At 63.7% G+C, this 18,421-nt stretch carries 17 protein-coding genes; 11 read left to right on the forward strand and 6 right to left on the reverse strand.

Annotated elements, in window-relative coordinates:
* Positions 1 to 514: 514 nt before the first annotated feature.
* Together ACX3YD_RS32155 and ACX3YD_RS32160 are read right to left on the reverse strand one after the other, a co-directional pair.
* On the reverse strand, positions 515 to 1,669 hold the full coding sequence (locus ACX3YD_RS32155; protein WP_023049450.1) for an acyl-CoA dehydrogenase family protein: 1,155 nt from the start codon (positions 1,667 to 1,669) through the stop codon (positions 515 to 517).
* 58 nt (positions 1,670 to 1,727) lie between these two features.
* Positions 1,728 to 2,594 (reverse strand): IclR family transcriptional regulator, encoded by an 867-nt coding sequence (locus ACX3YD_RS32160; protein ID WP_023049451.1) that lies wholly within the window; start codon positions 2,592 to 2,594, stop codon positions 1,728 to 1,730.
* Positions 2,595 to 2,835: 241 nt separating this feature from the next.
* Between ACX3YD_RS32160 and ACX3YD_RS32165 the strand changes: the two genes are divergently transcribed.
* The 11 genes from ACX3YD_RS32165 (at position 2,836) to ACX3YD_RS32215 (ending at position 15,865) form a co-directional block, all read left to right on the forward strand.
* Positions 2,836 to 3,621: an enoyl-CoA hydratase gene (locus ACX3YD_RS32165; protein WP_023663046.1), complete on the forward strand. Its 786-nt coding sequence runs from the start codon at positions 2,836 to 2,838 to the stop codon at positions 3,619 to 3,621.
* Positions 3,622 to 3,624: 3 nt separating this feature from the next.
* Entirely contained in the window at positions 3,625 to 5,154 is a 1,530-nt protein-coding gene (locus ACX3YD_RS32170; RefSeq protein WP_033962532.1) for a 3-hydroxyacyl-CoA dehydrogenase, read from the forward strand.
* 32 nt (positions 5,155 to 5,186) lie between these two features.
* On the forward strand, positions 5,187 to 6,389 hold the full coding sequence (locus tag ACX3YD_RS32175) for a 3-oxoadipyl-CoA thiolase (protein ID WP_033962534.1): 1,203 nt from the start codon (positions 5,187 to 5,189) through the stop codon (positions 6,387 to 6,389).
* A gap of 28 nt (positions 6,390 to 6,417) precedes the next feature.
* Positions 6,418 to 7,656, forward strand: a complete 1,239-nt coding sequence (locus ACX3YD_RS32180) for a CaiB/BaiF CoA transferase family protein (RefSeq protein WP_031325813.1) — start codon at positions 6,418 to 6,420, stop codon at positions 7,654 to 7,656.
* Between the two features lie 62 nt (positions 7,657 to 7,718).
* Positions 7,719 to 8,468: an electron transfer flavoprotein subunit beta/FixA family protein gene (locus tag ACX3YD_RS32185; RefSeq protein WP_023049108.1), complete on the forward strand. Its 750-nt coding sequence runs from the start codon at positions 7,719 to 7,721 to the stop codon at positions 8,466 to 8,468.
* On the forward strand, positions 8,468 to 9,400 hold the full coding sequence (locus ACX3YD_RS32190; protein ID WP_023049107.1) for an electron transfer flavoprotein subunit alpha/FixB family protein: 933 nt from the start codon (positions 8,468 to 8,470) through the stop codon (positions 9,398 to 9,400). The genes ACX3YD_RS32185 and ACX3YD_RS32190 overlap by 1 nt, the downstream gene beginning before the upstream one ends.
* A gap of 126 nt (positions 9,401 to 9,526) precedes the next feature.
* Positions 9,527 to 11,182, forward strand: coding sequence for an electron transfer flavoprotein-ubiquinone oxidoreductase (locus tag ACX3YD_RS32195; protein WP_023662934.1), 1,656 nt, complete (start codon positions 9,527 to 9,529; stop codon positions 11,180 to 11,182).
* Between the two features lie 203 nt (positions 11,183 to 11,385).
* Entirely contained in the window at positions 11,386 to 13,065 is a 1,680-nt protein-coding gene (locus ACX3YD_RS32200; protein WP_000179844.1) for a Mu transposase C-terminal domain-containing protein, read from the forward strand.
* A 2-nt stretch (positions 13,066 to 13,067) separates the two neighbouring features.
* Entirely contained in the window at positions 13,068 to 13,976 is a 909-nt protein-coding gene (locus ACX3YD_RS32205; protein WP_003155746.1) for a TniB family NTP-binding protein, read from the forward strand.
* Positions 13,973 to 15,190 (forward strand): TniQ family protein, encoded by a 1,218-nt coding sequence (locus ACX3YD_RS32210; RefSeq protein ID WP_006122485.1) that lies wholly within the window; start codon positions 13,973 to 13,975, stop codon positions 15,188 to 15,190. The genes ACX3YD_RS32205 and ACX3YD_RS32210 overlap by 4 nt, the downstream gene beginning before the upstream one ends.
* A gap of 60 nt (positions 15,191 to 15,250) precedes the next feature.
* A complete protein-coding gene (locus tag ACX3YD_RS32215) occupies positions 15,251 to 15,865 on the forward strand; it encodes a recombinase family protein (RefSeq protein WP_000904941.1) in 615 nt (204 codons plus the stop codon).
* A gap of 52 nt (positions 15,866 to 15,917) precedes the next feature.
* On the opposite strand, the gene merE is transcribed toward ACX3YD_RS32215, so the two are convergent.
* Genes merE through merF form a run of 4 tightly spaced genes read right to left on the reverse strand, consistent with a single transcriptional unit; the run spans position 15,918 to position 18,421 of the window.
* Positions 15,918 to 16,154 (reverse strand): broad-spectrum mercury transporter MerE, encoded by a 237-nt coding sequence (merE, locus tag ACX3YD_RS32220; protein WP_001087809.1) that lies wholly within the window; start codon positions 16,152 to 16,154, stop codon positions 15,918 to 15,920.
* Positions 16,151 to 16,516: a mercury resistance co-regulator MerD gene (gene merD, locus ACX3YD_RS32225; protein ID WP_003465059.1), complete on the reverse strand. Its 366-nt coding sequence runs from the start codon at positions 16,514 to 16,516 to the stop codon at positions 16,151 to 16,153. The genes merE and merD overlap by 4 nt, the downstream gene beginning before the upstream one ends.
* A gap of 16 nt (positions 16,517 to 16,532) precedes the next feature.
* Entirely contained in the window at positions 16,533 to 18,179 is a 1,647-nt protein-coding gene (gene merA, locus ACX3YD_RS32230; RefSeq protein ID WP_000136268.1) for a mercury(II) reductase, read from the reverse strand.
* Positions 18,176 to 18,421 (reverse strand): mercury resistance system transport protein MerF, encoded by a 246-nt coding sequence (merF, locus tag ACX3YD_RS32235; protein ID WP_000654684.1) that lies wholly within the window; start codon positions 18,419 to 18,421, stop codon positions 18,176 to 18,178. The genes merA and merF overlap by 4 nt, the downstream gene beginning before the upstream one ends.

An 18,421-nucleotide genomic window follows, 5' to 3' on the forward strand; every position in this document is an offset into this window, starting at 1 on the left:
AACCCTTGAGCAGCACGGGCTTTGGCGATCCTGCAGGACTGAAATATCGGGTTACTTCTCCTCAGACACTTAGGACTTTCGAGAAGCCTCACTTCGCTCGAATCTTGATCAGCCCTCACGACAATGGCAATTGTGGATATGAACATGCGTTCTTCAAGCCATACCGGGCTGACTTCACTCAGAAAAACACCCCGCAGGCCTGCGCCCATCGGGGTGTTTCCACCCGGTGGACGACGCCGTGTCGCTTACTGCTTCTGCAGGTCGAACTGTTTGTCCTTGATGTGATCAGCAGGCCAAGGAAGCAGAAGACGAAGACAATGACCCAAGTATTTCTCCTGGGGGCGTCCACACTTGTTTGAATGGCTGTCGTGGTGCTCATAACGAACGAAGCCTTTTGTTGTTCTAGCGAAACGGGAAAAGTGCCTCCTCCCCGCGCTGCTGGACCCATCTGGACGCGCGTCCGGGATACCTATGCCACCGAGCGAGTGCCAATGGCATGGACGCGCGGGCAGGGTTAGCGCTGAGCTTCGCGGATCATGTTGCGGGCGATGATCACCTGCTGGATCTGGGTCGTACCCTCGTACAGGCGGAACAGGCGCACGTCGCGGTAGAAGCGCTCGATGGCGTATTCGCTGATGTAGCCTGCGCCGCCATGAATCTGGACTCCACGATCGGCTACGCGACCGCACATCTCGGTGGCGAACATCTTGGCGCAGGAGGCTTCGGTACTGACGTTCAGGCCCTCGTCGCGCTTGCGTGCAGCGTCCAGCACCATGCAGCGGGCGGCGTAGATCTCCGCTTTGCTGTCGGCCAACATGCCTTGGATCAGTTGGAACTCGGCGATGGGCTGGCCGAACTGCTTGCGCTCGATGGCGTACTGCAGCGTGTCTGCGAGCATGCGCTCGGCAGCGCCGACGGACAGCGCGGCGATGTGCAGCCGGCCCTTGTCCAGCACCTTCATGGCGGTCTTGAATCCCACGCCTTCCTTGCCGCCAATCAGGTTGGCGGCAGGAACGCGCACGTTCTCGAAGATCACGTCGGCTGTGTGGGCACCCTTCTGGCCCATCTTGTGGTCGCGCTTGCCGATGGTGATGCCCAGCGTGCCGGCTTCGACTATGAACGAGCTAATGCTACCAGCGCCCTTGATCTCCGGATTGGTGCGGGCCATCACAGTGAAAATGCCGGCGTGCGGCGCGTTGGTGATGAAGCGTTTAGTGCCGTTGATGACATAGAAGTCGCCGTCGCGCACTGCAGTGGTCTTCAGTGAGGCTGCGTCGGAACCCGAATCAGGCTCGGTCAGGCAGAAGGAGCTGAGGCACTCGCCGGCCGCCAGCTTCGGCAGGTATCGGTCCTTCTGCTCAGGGGAGCCGTCGAGCAGGATACCGATGGAGCCGATGCCATTGTTGGTGCCGATGTAGGAGCGGAATGCGGGGGAGGTGCGGCCGAGTTCGAAGGCGATGTTCACCTCTTCTTCCATGGTGACGCCCAGACCGCCGAACTCTTCCGGGATGGTCAGACCGAACAGGCCCATCTCACGCATCTGCTCGATGATGTCCTGCGGGATGGCGTCGGTCTCGGCAACTTCGTTTTCGCGAGGGATCAACGCTTCGTCGACGAACTGATGGATCGAATCCAACAGAAGCTGCAGGGTTTCTGGGTCACGGATCATGTGCTCTCCTCAAGGGCCCACAGGTGGGCCCGGCTGGCGAGGCACTGTCACCCGAGGATCAACGAGCGGCAGCGCCTATGTTGTTAACCATGTTGATCAGGCGGGGCCCGATGTCGTCCTCGAGCCTCTCCCGTGTCAGTTGGAAGCTCGGTCCTCCGCAGTTGAAGGCCAGCAGCCCGTACTGCGGATGTAGCAAGGGCACGGCGACGGAATTGACGTCGCGATGCCATTCGCCGATAGACAGGCAGTAGCCGTAGTCGGCGTAGTCCCTGAAGGCGCGGTCCAGCCCCTTGCGGATGGACGGCCATTGCTCCAGATCGCGCTGGCGGATGTGATCGAGCAGAAACTCCCGTTCGTTCTCCGGCATCGCCGCCAGGCACGCCCGCCCAACCGAACTCTGGGCCAGCGGCAGGTAGCTGCCGATCTGTCGGCGCATGGTCATGTTCCCCTCGCCTTGCACCACATCCAGATAAACCATCTGCAGTCGATCACGGGCAGCCATGGCAACCGCGGCCTGAGCGTGATTCGCCAGTTCCTCCATCAGTGGGTGTGCTACGGAGCGAATCGACAAATTCGAGAGCATCGAATAGCCGAAGCCCAGCACTCCCACATCCAACTGGTACTTTCCCGAATGAATTTCGCGCTTCAGGCAGCCCAGCCGCATCAAGGTGTTGGTAAGCCTTGTCACCGTCGGCTTAGGCAGGCCGGTCTTCCTGGCCAGGTCCTGATTGCCGAGCACGTTTTCACGCGGACTGAAGCAGCGCAGCAACTCCAGCCCCCGCGCCAGCGCGGTAACGAACTGGCCGCTATTTTCCTCTTCACTCAGGGCTGACACCGGATCGAGAAGCCCCTTCTCAAGCAGCTCCAGTTCAGTCTCGTGATCAGTCGATACGGATGCCTGCGAATCCGTCCTGTTGTGGCGCATGGTAGAACCCTCAACTCCAAAAAATCAATAAAATAAAATCAAGTTTCGTATGGCGAAATTGTAGTGAGCATCCGTACAAAGAGCAACCGGAAAACATTCCGGTTTGAATTGCCTGATTTTACTGGATTTTAAGCGGTTTTTGATCAATGGCGTTTACATCGGCACCAACCTGTCACTATGATTTGTTCGTATTCGAAATGTGATTTCGTGCAGCGAAACAAAAGGCGAGATTTTAGACGTCATGAATTCAGAGCAAGCGAAACAGGTCCTAGTGACTTTCCAGGAAACCGGCGTGGCCGTTGTACGGATCAGTCGCCCCGAGGCGAAGAACGCCCTCAACAGTCATGTGCGTCAGCAACTGGCCGAGCATTTCCGGGCCTTGGCCATCGATCCGCAGGTACGGGTGATCGTCCTCACCGGTGGCGAAGAGTGCTTCGTCGCTGGCGCAGATGTCCGCGAGTTCGCCCAGGCCAGCCCGATCGAAATGTATCGCCGGCACACCGAGTACCTGTGGGAGGCCATCAGCCGCTGCCCGAAACCGGTGATCGCCGCAGTGAACGGCTTCGCCCTGGGCGGCGGCTGCGAGCTGGCCATGCACTGCGACATCATCGTTGCCGGTGAGTCGGCGCGCTTCGGCCAGCCGGAAGTGAAGCTCGGGCTGATGCCCGGCGCTGGCGGCACCCAGCGCCTGATCCGCGCGGTGGGCAAGTTCCAGGCCATGCGCATCGCTCTGACCGGCTGCCTGGTCAAGGCGCCGGAGGCGCTGGCCATGGGCATGGTCAGCGAAGTGGTGGCCGATGAGCGCACCCTGCCGCGTGCCCTAGAGCTGGCCGCTGAGATAGCCGCACTGCCGGCGCTGGCGGTGGCGCAGATCAAGGAGGTGATGTTGGCCGGTGCTGATCTGCCGCTGGACAGTGCTCTGGCACTTGAGCGCAAAGCCTTCCAGTTGCTGTTCGACTCCCGTGACCAGAAGGAGGGTGCCGCAGCCTTCCTCGAAAAGCGCAAAGCCAACTTCCAGGGGGAGTGAGACATGACTCGTATGATCGATCGCATGGCCATCGTGGGTACCGGTGTGATGGGCAGCGGCATCGCCCAAATCGCCGCGCAGGCCGGCATCCAGGTGAAACTCTTCGATGCCCGAGAAGGCGCTGCGCAGGTCGCCCGTGACAACCTGGAGCGCACCCTCGGCAAGCTGGCAGACAAGGGCAAGATCAGCGGCGCCGACGTCGAGGCCACACTGGAGCGCCTGCAGGTGGCCAGCACCTTGGAAGAACTGGCTGATGCACAACTGGTGGTCGAGGCCATCGTTGAGCGCCTGGATGCCAAACAGGCGTTGCTCGGCGAGTTGGAAGCCGTGATCACCGCCGATTGCATCCTGGCGACCAACACTTCGTCGCTCTCGGTCACCAGCATCGCCCGTGGCTGCCGACACCCCGAGCGGGTGGCCGGCTTCCACTTTTTCAACCCGGTACCACTGATGAAGGTGGTCGAAGTGATCGACGGCCTGGCCACCGACGCGCAGGTGGGCGACTGCCTGCAGGCGCTGGCGGCGCGCATGGGCCATCGCGGCATTCGCGCCAAGGACACCCCGGGATTCATCATCAACCACGCCGGCCGCGCCTACAGCACCGAGGCGCTGCAGATTCTCCGGGAAGGCGTAGCCGAACCGGCGGATGTCGACCGCATCCTGCGCGAGGGGCTGGGGTTTCGCATGGGCCCACTGGAGCTGTTCGACCTGACCGCGCTGGACGTGTCGCATCCGGTGATCGAGTCGATCTACAACCAGTTCTACCAGGAGCCGCGCTACCGTCCCTCGCCGCTGACCCGGCTGATGCTCGAGGCCGGTTATGTGGGGCGTAAGGTGGGCCGTGGCTTCTACCGCTACCAGGACGGGCAAATGATCGACCCGCCAGTACCGCAGGCGGTGCCGACAGTGGAGGCGTTGCCGCCGGTGTGGATTGGTGCCGAGAACGACACCGACCGCGAATGCCTGACCGGTTTGCTGGAGCAGCTCGGCGCTCGCATTGAGCAGGGCACCACGCCGTCGTGCGAGGCACTATGCCTGCTGGCGCCCTATGGCATCGACGCGACCAGCGCCTGCTCCCGCTTCGCCACCGATCCGGCACGGACGCTGTGCATCGACCTGCTACTCGACCCGATGCGGCACCGCTGCCTGATGCAGTCCCCTGCAACCCGTCCGGCGATGCGCGATGCGGCCCATGCGCTGCTGGCTGGCGACGGGGTCGGGGTTACCGTGATCAACGACAGCGTCGGCTTCATCGCCCAGCGCATGCTGGCGATGATTGTCAACCTAGCTGGTGACATCGTGCAGCAGCGCATCGCCAGCGTGGACGACCTCGACGAAGGCGTGCGCCGTGGTTTGGGTTATCCGCAGGGACCGCTGGCCTGGGGTGACAGCGTTGGCGCCGCGCGCTTGCTGCTGATTCTTGAACGCATGACCGCGCTGACCGGCGACGCCCGCTACCGCCCGGGACCCTGGTTGCGCCGCCGGGCCGCCCTCGGCCTGTCGCTGCGCCATGCCGAACCGGCGCTGGGTTGAGTCTTCACTTTCACTTCAATAAGGAGCCTTCAATGCTCAATGCTTTCCTGTACGCCGGCCTGCGCACGCCCTTCGGACGACATGGCGGCGCCCTGGCGCCGGTGCGTCCGGACGACCTGGCCGCGCATGTGATCCGTGAATTGCTGGACCGCCACGGGGTGCCGGGCGATGCCATCGAGGACGTGATCCTCGGCAACACCAACCAGGCAGGCGAGGACAGTCGCAACGTGGCGCGCCATGCTGCATTGCTCGCGGGCCTTCCGGTCACGGTGCCGGGACAGACGATCAACCGCCTGTGCGCCAGCGGGCTGGCGGCGGTCATCGACGCGGCGCGGGCGGTGACCTGCGGCGAGGGCGAGCTGTTCGTGGCCGGCGGCGTGGAAAGCATGTCGCGCGCGCCCTTCGTAATGGCCAAGGCCGAAGCCGCCTACAGCCGCGACCTGACGGTCTACGACAGCACCATCGGCGCACGATTCCCAAATCCGAAGATCGTCGCCGCCTTCGGCAACGACAGCATGCCGCAGACCGGCGACAACGTGGCCCGCGAATACGGCATCAACCGCGAGCAGGCCGACCGCTTCGCCGCAGCTTCCCAGGCGCGTTACGAGGCGGCCCGCCAAGCCGGCTTCTTCAACGACGAGATCGTCCCGGTGAGCGTTTCCACCGGACGCAAGACCCCGCCGAACGTTGTCGAGCAGGACGAACATCCACGGCCGGAGTCCGACGAGGCGGCCCTGGCACGCCTGAAGCCGCTGTCCGAGGGCGGCGTGGTCACCGCCGGCAACGCCTCAGGCGTGAACGACGGCGCTGCCGCGCTGCTGATCGGGTCCGCAGCAGCGGGTGAGCGTTATGGCCTGGTGCCTATGGCGCGCGTGCTGTCGGCCGCAGCGGTGGGTGTGGAGCCGCGCATCATGGGCGTCGGTCCGGTGGAGGCAATCAACAAGGCCTTGGCCCGGGCCGGGCTCGGCCTGGCGGATATGGACATCATCGAGATCAACGAGGCCTTCGCCTCCCAGGTGCTCGGCTGCCTGAGCGCTCTAGGGGTGGCCTTCGACGATCCGCGGGTCAACCCCAACGGCGGAGCCATTGCTGTGGGCCACCCGCTGGGAGCGTCCGGCGCGCGCCTGGCGCTTAGCGCCGCGCGGCAGTTGCAGCGCAGCGGCCAGCGCTACGCTGTTGTGAGTTTGTGCATCGGAGTCGGCCAAGGGCTGGCGATGGTCATCGAGCGCGTGTGACTGAGCAGCTAAAGAAGGTGAGATGAAGATGGGTGCATTAAGCGGATATCGTGTACTCGACCTCAGCCGCGTACTGGCCGGTCCCTGGTGCGGCCAAGTGCTGGCGGACCTGGGAGCGGAAGTGATCAAGATCGAACGGCCTGGCGTGGGCGACGACACCCGCGGCTGGGGTCCCCCCTTCATGAAGACCGCGGATGGCGCGGACAGTCCCGAAGCTTCCTATTACCAATCAACCAACCGCAACAAGCTGTCGGTGGCATTGAACCTCGCGACTCCCGAAGGCCAGGCGCTGGTACGAGCCTTGGCTTGCGAGTGCGATGTCCTGATCGAGAACTACAAGGCCGGTTCGCTGACCAAGTACGGGCTGGACTACGAGAGTCTGGCGAAGCTCAATCCGCGCCTGGTGTACTGCTCCATCACCGGTTTCGGGCAGACGGGTCCGCGTGCGGAAGAGCCCGGCTACGACTTCATCATCCAGGGCATGGGCGGCCTCATGAGCATCACCGGCGAGAAGGATGGCGTGCCCGGGTCCGGCCCGCAGAAAGTGGGTGTCGCGGTGTCGGACGTGATGACCGGTCTGTATTCCGTTATAGCCATCCAGGCCGCATTGCTGGCGCGCGAGAAGACTGGCCGTGGCCAGCATTGCGACATGGCGCTGCTGGACGTGCAGGTGGCGATGCTCGGCAACCAGAGCCAGAACTACCTCAGCACCGGGCGCTCGCCCGGCCGACTGGGCAACGCCCACGTCAATATCGTGCCGTACCAGGTGTTCTCCGCCAGCGATAGGGATTTCATCATCGCCTGTGGCAACGAAAGCCAGTTTGTCGCGTTGTGCGAGGCTATCGGCCTGCCGGAACTGCCCAGGGACTCGAGGTTCACCAAGAACGCTGATCGAGTGCGTAACCGTGAGGTGCTCGTCGGGAAGCTGGCCGAACACTTTCTGGGTGACACCGCTGACAATTGGGTTACCAGAATCCACGCGGTCAAGGTGCCTGTCGGTGTGATCAACGACATCGGCCGGGCCCTGGAAGAACCGCAGGTGCTGGCCCGCGACATGCTGGTCGACATCCCCCATGCCTTGAATTCCGGGTTCCGCATGGTCGGCAGCCCGGTCAAGCTGTCCGACACCCCGGTGGAGTACCAGCGTCCGGCACCACAACTCGGTGAGCACACCGATGACGTGCTCAAGCGCCGACTCGGGCTGGATGACGTCCGCTTGGCCGAGCTCAAGGCCCAAGGTGTCATCGAGCAACTCGGCGATCTCTGACGCTGCTCTTGCGCCGGAGTCGCCTTTGCCGCTCCGGCCCTCTTCCCTTTCTGGAGGCTGCCATGAAAATCCTCGTCGCCATCAAACGCGTGGTCGATTACAACGTCAAAGTCCGCGTCAAGGCGGACAACTCCGGCGTTGACCTCGCCAATGTGAAAATGTCCATGAACCCCTTCTGCGAGATCGCCGTGGAAGAAGCCGTGCGCTTGAAAGAGCAAGGCATGGCCACTGAAATCGTCGCCGTCTCCGTCGGCCCGACCGCCGCCCAGGAACAACTGCGCACTGCCATGGCCCTCGGCGCCGACCGCGCCATCCTGGTCGAGAGCAATGACGAGCTGAGCTCCCTGGCGGTGGCCAAGCTGCTCAAGGCCGTGGTCGACCAAGAGCAGCCGCAGCTGGTGATCACCGGCAAGCAGGCTATCGACAGCGACAACAACCAGACCGGCCAGATGCTCGCCGCCCTCACCGGCTTCGCCCAGGGCACCTTCGCCTCCAGGGTCGAGGTGAATGGCGACAAGGTCAACGTCACCCGCGAGATCGACGGCGGCCTGCAGACCGTGGCCCTCAACCTGCCGGCCATCGTCACCACCGACCTGCGCCTCAACGAGCCGCGCTATGCCTCCTTGCCCAACATCATGAAGGCCAAGAAGAAGCCGCTCGACGTGCTTACCCCCGGGGCACTGGGCGTCTCCACCGCCTCGACCGTGAAGACCCTCAAGGTCGAAGCACCGGCTGCCCGCCAGGCCGGGATCAAGGTCAAGTCGGTGGCCGAGCTGGTCGAGAAACTGCAGAACGAAGCGAAGGTGATCTGATGGCCATTCTCGTCATTGCCGAACACAACAACGTCGCCCTGGCCGCCGCCACCCTCAACACCGTGGCCGCCGCCCAACAGATCGGTGGCGACATCCATCTGCTGGTCGCCGGCCAGGGCTGTGGCACGGTGGCCGAAGCGGCCGCCCAGGTCGCCGGCGTGGCCAAGGTGCTGCTCGCCGATGCCCCGGCCTACGCTAACCAACTGCCGGAGAACCTGGCGCCGCTGGTGGCCGAACTGGCCCGCGGTTACAGCCACGTGCTGGCCCCGGCCACCACCCACGGCAAGAACTACCTGCCGCGCGTCGCGGCCATGCTGGACGTCGACCAGATCTCCGAGATCGTCAAGGTCGTCTCGGCCGACACCTTCCAGCGGCCGATCTACGCCGGCAACGCCATCGCCACCGTGCAGTCCTCGGCGGCCATCAAGGTGATCACCGTGCGTGGCACCGGCTTCGACGCCGTGGCCGCCCAGGGAGGCAGCGCCAGCATCGAGGCCATCGGCGCCTCCTGCGATGCCGGCGTCTCCGCCTTCGTCGGCGAGGAGCTGGCCAAGTCCGAGCGTCCCGAGCTGACTTGCGCCAAGATCATCGTCTCCGGCGGCCGCGGCATGCAGAACGGCGACAACTTCCAGCTGCTTTACAGCGTGGCCGACAAGCTCGGCGCCGCCGTGGGTGCCTCGCGTGCCGCGGTGGACGCCGGCTTCGTGCCCAACGACATGCAGGTCGGCCAGACCGGCAAAATCGTCGCGCCGCAACTGTACATCGCCGTGGGCATCTCCGGGGCCATCCAGCACCTGGCCGGCATGAAGGACTCCAAGGTAATCGTGGCGATCAACAAGGACGACGAGGCGCCAATCTTCCAGGTTGCCGACTACGGCCTGGTCGGTGACCTGTTCGAAGCACTGCCGGAACTGACCAATTTGCTCGACTGATCCCCCACGCGGCAGAAGCCGCAAATTTGGCCCCGGCACCGATCGTGTGTTTGAGGGCATGGGCAACTCACCGGGTTGCCCATTTTTTTGCCTGCAGGTTTTCTGCGAAGAAATTTGAGGTCACAAATGCAACGCGAATACATGGAATTCGACGTCGTCGTCGTCGGCGCCGGCCCCGCCGGACTGTCCGCCGCCTGCCGACTGAAGCAGAAGGCCGCCGAAGCCGGCCAGGAGCTCAGCGTCTGCGTGGTGGAGAAAGGCTCCGAAGTCGGCGCCCACATCCTCTCCGGCGCGGTGTTCGAGCCGCGTGCGCTCAACGAACTGTTCCCCGACTGGAAGGACCTCGGCGCGCCGCTCAATACCCCGGTCAAGCGCGACGACATCTACCTGTTCAAGAATGCCGACGCCGCCACCCGCATCCCCGACTTCGCCGTGCCGAAAACCATGCACAACGAAGGCAACTACATCATCTCGCTGGGCAACCTGTGCCGCTGGCTGGCCCAGCAGGCCGAGAACCTCGGCGTCGAGATCTACCCGGGCTTCGCCGCCCAGCAGGCGCTGATCGACGACCAGGGCGTGGTACGCGGCATCGTCACCGGTGATCTGGGCGTCGACCACGCGGGCAAGCCGAAGGACGGCCTGTACACCCCCGGCATGGAACTGCGCGCGAAATACACGCTGTTCGCCGAAGGCTGCCGCGGCCATATCGGCAAGCAGCTGATCAACAAGTACAAGCTGGACACCCAGGCCGACGCCCAGCACTACGGCATCGGCATCAAGGAACTGTGGGAAATCGATCCGGCCAAGCACGAGCAGGGCCTGGTGGTGCACACCGCCGGCTGGCCGCTGAACGACGACAACCCCGGCGGCTCGTTCCTCTATCACCTGGAGAACAACCAGGTGGTGGTCGGCCTGATCGTCGACCTCGCCTACAGCAACCCGCACCTGTCGCCCTTCGACGAGTTCCAGCGCTACAAGCACCATCCGGTGATCAGGCAGTACCTGGAAGGCGGCAAGCGCATCAGCTATGGCGCCCGCGCCATCTGCAAGGGCGGCCTCAACTCGTTGCCGAAGATGGTCTTCCCCGGCGGCGCGCTGATCGGCTGCGATCTGGGCACCCTCAACTTCGCCAAGATCAAGGGCAGCCACACTGCGATGAAGTCCGGCATGCTGGCCGCCGAGGCGATCGTCGAGGCGCTGGGCGTCGGCCGCGAGGGCGGCGACGAGCTGAACAACTACGTCAAGGCGTTCGAGAGCAGTTGGCTGTACGACGAACTGTTCTGCAGCCGCAACTTCGGCCCGGCGATCCACAAGTTCGGCGCCATCCTCGGCGGCGCGTTCAACTTCGTCGACCAGAACCTGTTCGGCGGCAAGATCCCGCTGACCCTGCACGACAACAAGCCGGACTACGCCTGCCTGAAGCCGGCTGCCGAATCGCAGAAGATCGACTACCCCAAGCCGGACGGCAAGCTGAGCTTCGACAAGCTGTCCTCGGTGTTCCTCTCCAACACTAACCACGAGGAAGACCAGCCCTGCCACCTGAGGCTGGCCGATGCCTCGATCCCGCTGGGCAAGAATCTGCCGCTGTACGACGAGCCGGCGCAGCGCTACTGCCCGGCCGGGGTGTACGAGATCGTCACCCAGGAAAACGGCGAGAAGAAGTTCCAGATCAACGCGCAGAACTGCGTGCACTGCAAGACCTGCGACATCAAGGACCCGGCGCAGAACATCACCTGGGTGGCTCCGGAAGGCACCGGCGGACCGAACTACCCCAACATGTAAGGCGGAGCCCCCGAGGGTCCGCCCGTTAGTGAGCGGACCTCCTCTGCAGTAGCGAAGCCCGATGTCATTTTCAGAAGACGACTGCACCAGTTGATTGGGCGTAATGGCTGTTGTGCAGCCAGCTCCTGACAGTTCAATATCAGAAGTGATCTGCACCAATCTCGACTATGCTCAATACTCGTGTGCACCAAAGCGAGGTGAGCATGGCGACGGACACCCCACGGATTCCAGAACAAGGCGTGGCCACTCTGCCTGATGAGGCTTGGGAGCGTGCGCGCCGTCGTGCGGAGATCATCAGTCCGTTGGCGCAGTCGGAGACGGTCGGGCACGAAGCGGCCGATATGGCGGCTCAGGCGCTGGGCTTGTCTCGGCGCCAGGTATACGTTCTGATCCGGCGTGCCCGGCAAGGCAGCGGCCTCGTGACGGATCTGGTGCCCGGCCAGTCCGGTGGAGGTAAAGGTAAGGGGCGCTTGCCGGAACCGGTCGAGCGCGTCATCCACGAGCTACTGCAAAAGCGGTTCCTGACCAAGCAGAAGCGCAGCCTAGCGGCCTTTCACCGCGAAGTCACTCAGGTGTGCAAGGCTCAAAAACTGCGAGTGCCGGCGCGCAATACCGTGGCCTTACGGATCGCTAGCCTTGACCCGCGCAAGGTCATCCGCCGGCGGGAAGGCCAGGATGCCGCTCGTGACCTACAAGGTGTGGGCGGCGAGCCTCCTGCCGTGACCGCGCCGCTGGAGCAGGTGCAGATAGACCATACGGTCATCGACCTGATCGTGGTCGATGACCGCGACCGGCAACCTATTGGCCGCCCGTACCTGACCCTCGCCATCGACGTGTTCACCCGCTGCGTGCTCGGCATGGTCGTCACGCTGGAAGCGCCGTCTGCCGTTTCGGTTGGCCTGTGCCTCGTGCATGTCGCCTGCGACAAGCGCCCTTGGCTGGAAGGACTGAACGTGGAAATGGATTGGCAGATGAGCGGCAAGCCCTTGCTGCTCTACCTAGACAACGCGGCCGAGTTCAAGAGCGAGGCCCTGCGCCGGGGTTGCGAGCAGCATGGCATCCGGCTGGACTATCGCCCGCTGGGACAGCCGCACTATGGCGGCATCGTGGAACGGATCATCGGCACGGCGATGCAGATGATTCACGACGAACTGCCGGGAACGACCTTCTCCAACCCTGACCAGCGCGGCGACTACGATTCCGAAAACAAGGCCGCCCTGACGCTGCGCGAGCTAGAGCGCTGGCTCACATTGGCGGTCGGCACCTACCACGGTTCGGTGCACAACGGCCTGCTCCAACCGCCGGCCGCGCGCTGGGCCGAGGCCGTGGCGCGTGTCGGCGTACCGGCCGTCGTCACACGCGCTACTTCGTTCCTGGTCGATTTTCTGCCGATCCTCCGGCGCACGCTGACCCGCACCGGCTTTGTCATCGACCACATCCACTACTACGCCGATGCGCTCAAGCCGTGGATTGCGCGGCGTGAACGCTGGCCGTCCTTTCTGATCCGGCGCGATCCGCGCGACATCAGCCGTATCTGGGTCCTGGAACCGGAGGGACAGCATTACCTGGAAATTCCCTACCGTACCTTGTCGCATCCGGCTGTCACCCTCTGGGAACAACGGCAGGCGCTGGCGAAACTGCGGCAGCAAGGGCGCGAACAGGTGGATGAGTCGGCGCTGTTCCGCATGATCGGCCAGATGCGTGAGATTGTGACCAGCGCGCAGAAGGCCACACGCAAGGCGCGGCGTGACGCGGATCGCCGCCAGCACCTCAAGACATCAGCTCGGCCGGACAAGCCCGTTCCGCCGGATACGGATATTGCCGACCCGCAGGCAGACAACTTGCCACCCGCCAAACCGTTCGACCAGATTGAGGAGTGGTAGCCGTGGACGAATATCCCATCATCGACCTGTCCCACCTGCTGCCGGCGGCCCAGGGCTTGGCCCGTCTTCCGGCGGACGAGCGCATCCAGCGCCTTCGCGCCGACCGCTGGATCGGCTATCCGCGCGCAGTCGAGGCGCTGAACCGGCTGGAAGCCCTTTATGCGTGGCCAAACAAGCAACGCATGCCCAACCTGCTGCTGGTTGGCCCGACCAACAATGGCAAGTCGATGATCGTCGAGAAGTTCCGCCGCACCCACCCGGCCAGCTCCGACGCCGACCAGGAGCACATCCCGGTGTTGGTCGTGCAGATGCCGTCCGAGCCGTCCGTGATCCGCTTCTACGTCGCGCTGCTCGCCGCGATGGGCGCGCCGCTGCGCCCACGCCCACGGTTGCCGGAAATGGAGCAACTGGCTCTGGCACTGCTGCGCAAGGTCGGCGTGCGCATGCTGGTGATCGACGAGCTGCACAACGTGCTGGCCGGCAACAGCGTCAACCGCCGGGAATTCCTCAACCTGCTGCGCTTCCTCGGCAACGAACTGCGCATCCCGTTGGTTGGGGTAGGCACGCGCGACGCCTACCTAGCCATCCGCTCCGATGACCAGTTGGAAAATCGCTTCGAGCCGATGATGCTGCCGGTATGGGAGGCCAACGACGATTGCTGCTCACTACTGGCCAGCTTCGCCGCTTCGCTCCCGCTGCGCCGGCCTTCCCCAATTGCCACGCTGGACATGGCTCGCTACCTGCTCACACGCAGCGAGGGCACCATAGGGGAACTGGCGCACTTGCTGATGGCGGCGGCCATCGTCGCCGTGGAGAGCGGCGAGGAAGCGATCAACCATCGCACACTCAGCATGGCCGTTTACACCGGACCCAGCGAGCGGCGGCGGCAATTCGAGCGGGAACTGATGTGAAGCCTGCGCCGCGCTGGCCGCTGCATCCCGCCCCGAAAGAAGGCGAGGCGCTGTCCTCATGGCTCAACCGCGTGGCCCTTTGCTATCACATGGAGGAGCCCGACCTGCTGGAGCACGATCTTGGTCACGGCCAGGTCGATGACCTGGACACCGCGCCACCACTCTCGCTGCTGGCGTTGCTTTCCCAGCGGAGCGGCATCGAGCTGGACCGGCTGCGCTGTATGAGTTTCGCCGGATGGGTGCCTTGGCTACTGGACAGCCTTGATGACCAGATTCCAGACGCCTTGGAAACCTATGCGTTTCAGCTCTCGGTGTTGCTGCCAAGACTCCGCCGTAAGACGCGATCCATCACGAGCTGGCGTGCCTGGCTGCCCAGCCAGCCGATAAACCGCGCCTGTCCGCTCTGCCTGAGCGATCCGGAGAACCAAGCCGTACTGCTCGCGTGGAAGCTGCCCCTGATGCTGAGCTGCCCGCTGCATGGCTGCTGGCTGGAATCCTATTGGGGCGTGCCAGGGCGGTTTCTCGGCTGGGAGAACGCCGACGCCGAACCGCGCACCGCCAGCGACGCGATTGCGGCGATGGACCAGCGTACCTGGCAGGCACTGACAACCGGTCACGTGGAGCTGCCGCGCCGACGCATCCACGCCGGATTGTGGTTTCGACTTCTTCGCACGCTGCTCGATGAGCTGAACACCCCGCTTTCCGCGTGCGGAACCTGCGCGGGGTATCCCCGCCAAGTCTGGGAAGGCTGCGGGCATCCGCTGCGTGCTGGGCAAAGTCTGTGGCGACCGTATGAAACCCTGAATCCGATAGTACGGTTACAGATGCTGGAGGCGGCGGCAACGGCAATCAGCTTGATTGAGGTGAGGGACATCAGCCCGCCAGGCGAGCAGGCAAAGCTATTCTGGTCCGAGCCCCAAACCGGGTTCACCAGTGGCCTGCCGACGAAAGCGCCGAAGCCCGAGCCCATCAATCACTGGCAGCGTGCAGTCCAGGCCATCGACGAGGCCATCATTGAAGCGCGACACAACCCCGAGACGGCACGCTCGCTGTTCGCGTTGGCTTCCTATGGTCGGCGCGATCCCGCTTCCTTGGAACGGTTGCGCGCCACCTTCGTGAAGGAAGGCATCCCGCCGGAATTTCTGTCACATTACCTGCCTGATGCACCCTTTGCATGTCTTAAACAAAATGACGGGTTAAGTGACAAATTTTGACGGATAGAGCTTTCCGGCTCACACTGTCACATAATCGAACGTATATGTGACAGGTACGACATGCTGATAGGCTACATGCGGGTATCGAAGGCGGACGGCTCCCAGGCTACCGATTTGCAGCGCGACGCGCTGATTGCCGCCGGGGTCGATCCAGTACATCTTTACGAGGACCAGGCATCCGGCATGCGCGAGGATCGGCCCGGCTTGACGAGCTGCCTGAAGGCGTTGCGAACTGGCGACACACTGGTCGTGTGGAAACTGGATCGGCTCGGACGCGACCTGCGACATCTCATCAACACCGTGCACGACCTGACTGGGCGCGGCATCGGCTTGAAGGTATTAACCGGGCACGGCGCGGCCATCGACACCACGACCGCCGCCGGCAAGCTGGTCTTTGGCATCTTCGCCGCCCTGGCCGAGTTCGAGCGCGAGTTGATCGCGGAGCGCACGATTGCCGGCCTAGCCTCGGCCCGCGCGCGCGGGCGGAAAGGCGGCCGGCCGTTCAAGATGACCGCCGCCAAGCTGCGGCTGGCGATGGCGGCAATGGGTCAGCCAGAGACCAAGGTCGGCGACCTGTGCCAGGAACTTGGCGTCACGCGGCAGACCCTGTATCGGCATGTTTCACCCAAGGGTGAGCTACGTCCAGATGGCGAGAAGCTACTCAGCCGAATTTGATGCCGGCATGAGGCAACGTAGCGACAGCGTGGTTTGTCTCAATGGGAAGCGCTCATGATCGATCTTTGAAGGCCCGCAGCAGTCGTGTCACAGACAGGACGAACAAACCGGTCAGCGTGAGGGCTGCGATACCCCAGTACTCTCCGATGAACGCGCCGGCCGTCGTGCCGGCCAGCACAATGGCGAGAATCGGCAAATGGCAGGGACAGGTGAGCACGGCCAGCGCGCCCCACAGGTAGCCGGTGATCGGTTTGTGCGTCTCGGACGGCAAGCGCTCGGGGCTGTTCATGGCAGACTCTCCGCGTGCTGTGCCGGCTCGGTCGGCATGGTGGCCAACTGCACCTCCAGATCGGCCAACGCTTCGCGCCGACGCTCGACGAACTGGCGCAGAACGGCAAGCTGCGCGGCCGCTTCATCGCCGTCCGCAGCATCCAGCGCCCGGCACAGCCGCGCCAGCGCGTCCAGGCCGATGCCCGCCTCGAAGGCCGCCCGCACGAAGCACAGCCGTTGCAAGGCGGCATCATCGAACAGGCCATAGCCGCCCGGGGTGCACGCCACCGGACGCAGCAATCCGCGCAGCAGGTAGTCGCGCACGATATGCACGCTCACCCCGGCATCAAGGGCCAGCCGGGACACGGTGTAGGCGCTCATTGAAAACCTCCTTTTTTTATCCAGCGCAGCAGGAAAGCTGCTTCACGTCCTTGTTGAAGGTCTGCGCCGCAAGCTTCAACCCCTCGACCATTGTCAGGTAGGGGAACAACTGGTCGGCCAGTTCCTGCACCGTCATGCGGTTGCGGATGGCGAGCACCGCCGTCTGGATCAGTTCGCCCGCTTCCGGGGCCACCGCCTGCACGCCGATGAGCCGTCCGCTACCTTCCTCGATGACCAGCTTGATGAAGCCGCGTGTGTCGAAGTTGGCAAGCGCTCGCGGAACGTTGTCGAGTGTCAGCGTGCGACTGTCGGTCTCGATGCCATCGTGGTGCGCTTCCGCCTCGCTGTAGCCCACGGTGGCGACTTGCGGGTCGGTGAACACCACTGCCGGCATCGCGGTCAGATTGAGGGCTGCGTCGCCGCCGGTCATGTTGATCGCGGCACGGGTGCCGGCGGCCGCTGCCACGTAGACGAACTGCGGCTGGTCGGTGCAGTCGCCGGCCGCGTAGATGTTCGGGTTGCTCGTGCGCATGCCTTGGTCGATAACGATGGCCCCTTGCGCATTGACAGTGACCCCCGCCGCGTCCAGCGCGAGGCTGCGCGTATTCGGTGCCCGACCGGTGGCAACCAGCAACTTGTCAGCGCGCAATTCACCGTGTCCGGTGGTCAGCACGAATTCGCCGTTCACATGGGCGACCTGGCTGGCTTGCGTGTGCTCCAGCACCTCGATGCCCTCGGCGCGGAAAGCGGCTGTCACGGCCTCGCCGATGGCCGGGTCTTCCCGGAAGAACAAGGTGCTGCGTGCCAGGATCGTGACCTGGCTGCCGAGCCGGGCAAAGGCTTGCGCCAGTTCCAACGCCACCACCGACGAACCGATCACGGCCAGGCGTGCGGGAATGGTGTCGCTGACAAGCGCTTCGGTGGAAGTCCAGTAGGGTGACTCTTTCAGGCCCGGAATCGGCGGCACGGCCGGACTGGCACCGGTGGCGACCAGGCAGCGGTCGAACGTTACCTCGCGCTCGCCACCCTCGTTCAAACGGACGACCAGGCTCTGGTCGTCCTTGAAACGCGCTTCACCGTGCAAAACGGTGATGGCTGGATTGCCGTCCAGGATGCCTTCGTATTTGGCGTGCCGCAGTTCATCGACACGGGCCTGCTGCTGGGCCAGCAGTTTGCTGCGGTCAATCGCAGGCACAGTTGCCGCAATACCGCCGTCGAACGGACTTTCCCGGCGCAGATGGGCAATATGGGCAGCGCGGATCATGATCTTGGACGGCACACAGCCGATATTGACGCAGGTGCCGCCGATGGTGCCGCGTTCGATCAGCGTGACCGTCGCGCCTTGCTCGACGGCCTTCAGCGCCGCCGCCATCGCGGCCCCGCCGCTGCCAATGATGGCGATATGCAAACCGGCGCCCTCAAGTGCATCACGGATTTTTGGTTCATCTTTGAAATCACCAACCCGGATCGAGCCTTGATAACCCAATGCGGCGATGGCGGCCAGCAGTTGGTTGTGGCTCACGGCGGTGTCTGCCATGACTTGCGCGCGGCTTTCTGGATAGGACACCACAGCGGCATTCACGCCGGGAATCTTTTCCAAAGCATCTTTGACATGGGTGGCGCAGGATGTGCAGGTCATGCCATTCACGGTGATTTCGGTCATTTTTTTACTCCATTGAATTTCGGGGTGCAGCAGGCATCGGCTTGGCGTTTTCGTTGGATGGCGTAGATGGTCAAGCCGATGAAAATCGCCAGCGCAGGCAGCAGCACATAGTCCAGATAGCCGGTCAGCGCGGACAAGCCGACCACACCGAGCAAAATGACCAGAACAGGGGTGAAGCAACACAGCGCCACGAGGGTTGTGCCAATGATGCTGACCCGCAGCAGTGTCTTCGGGTCTTTCAT

It is taken from the genome of Pseudomonas fluorescens group sp. PF-1 (assembly GCF_054481335.1).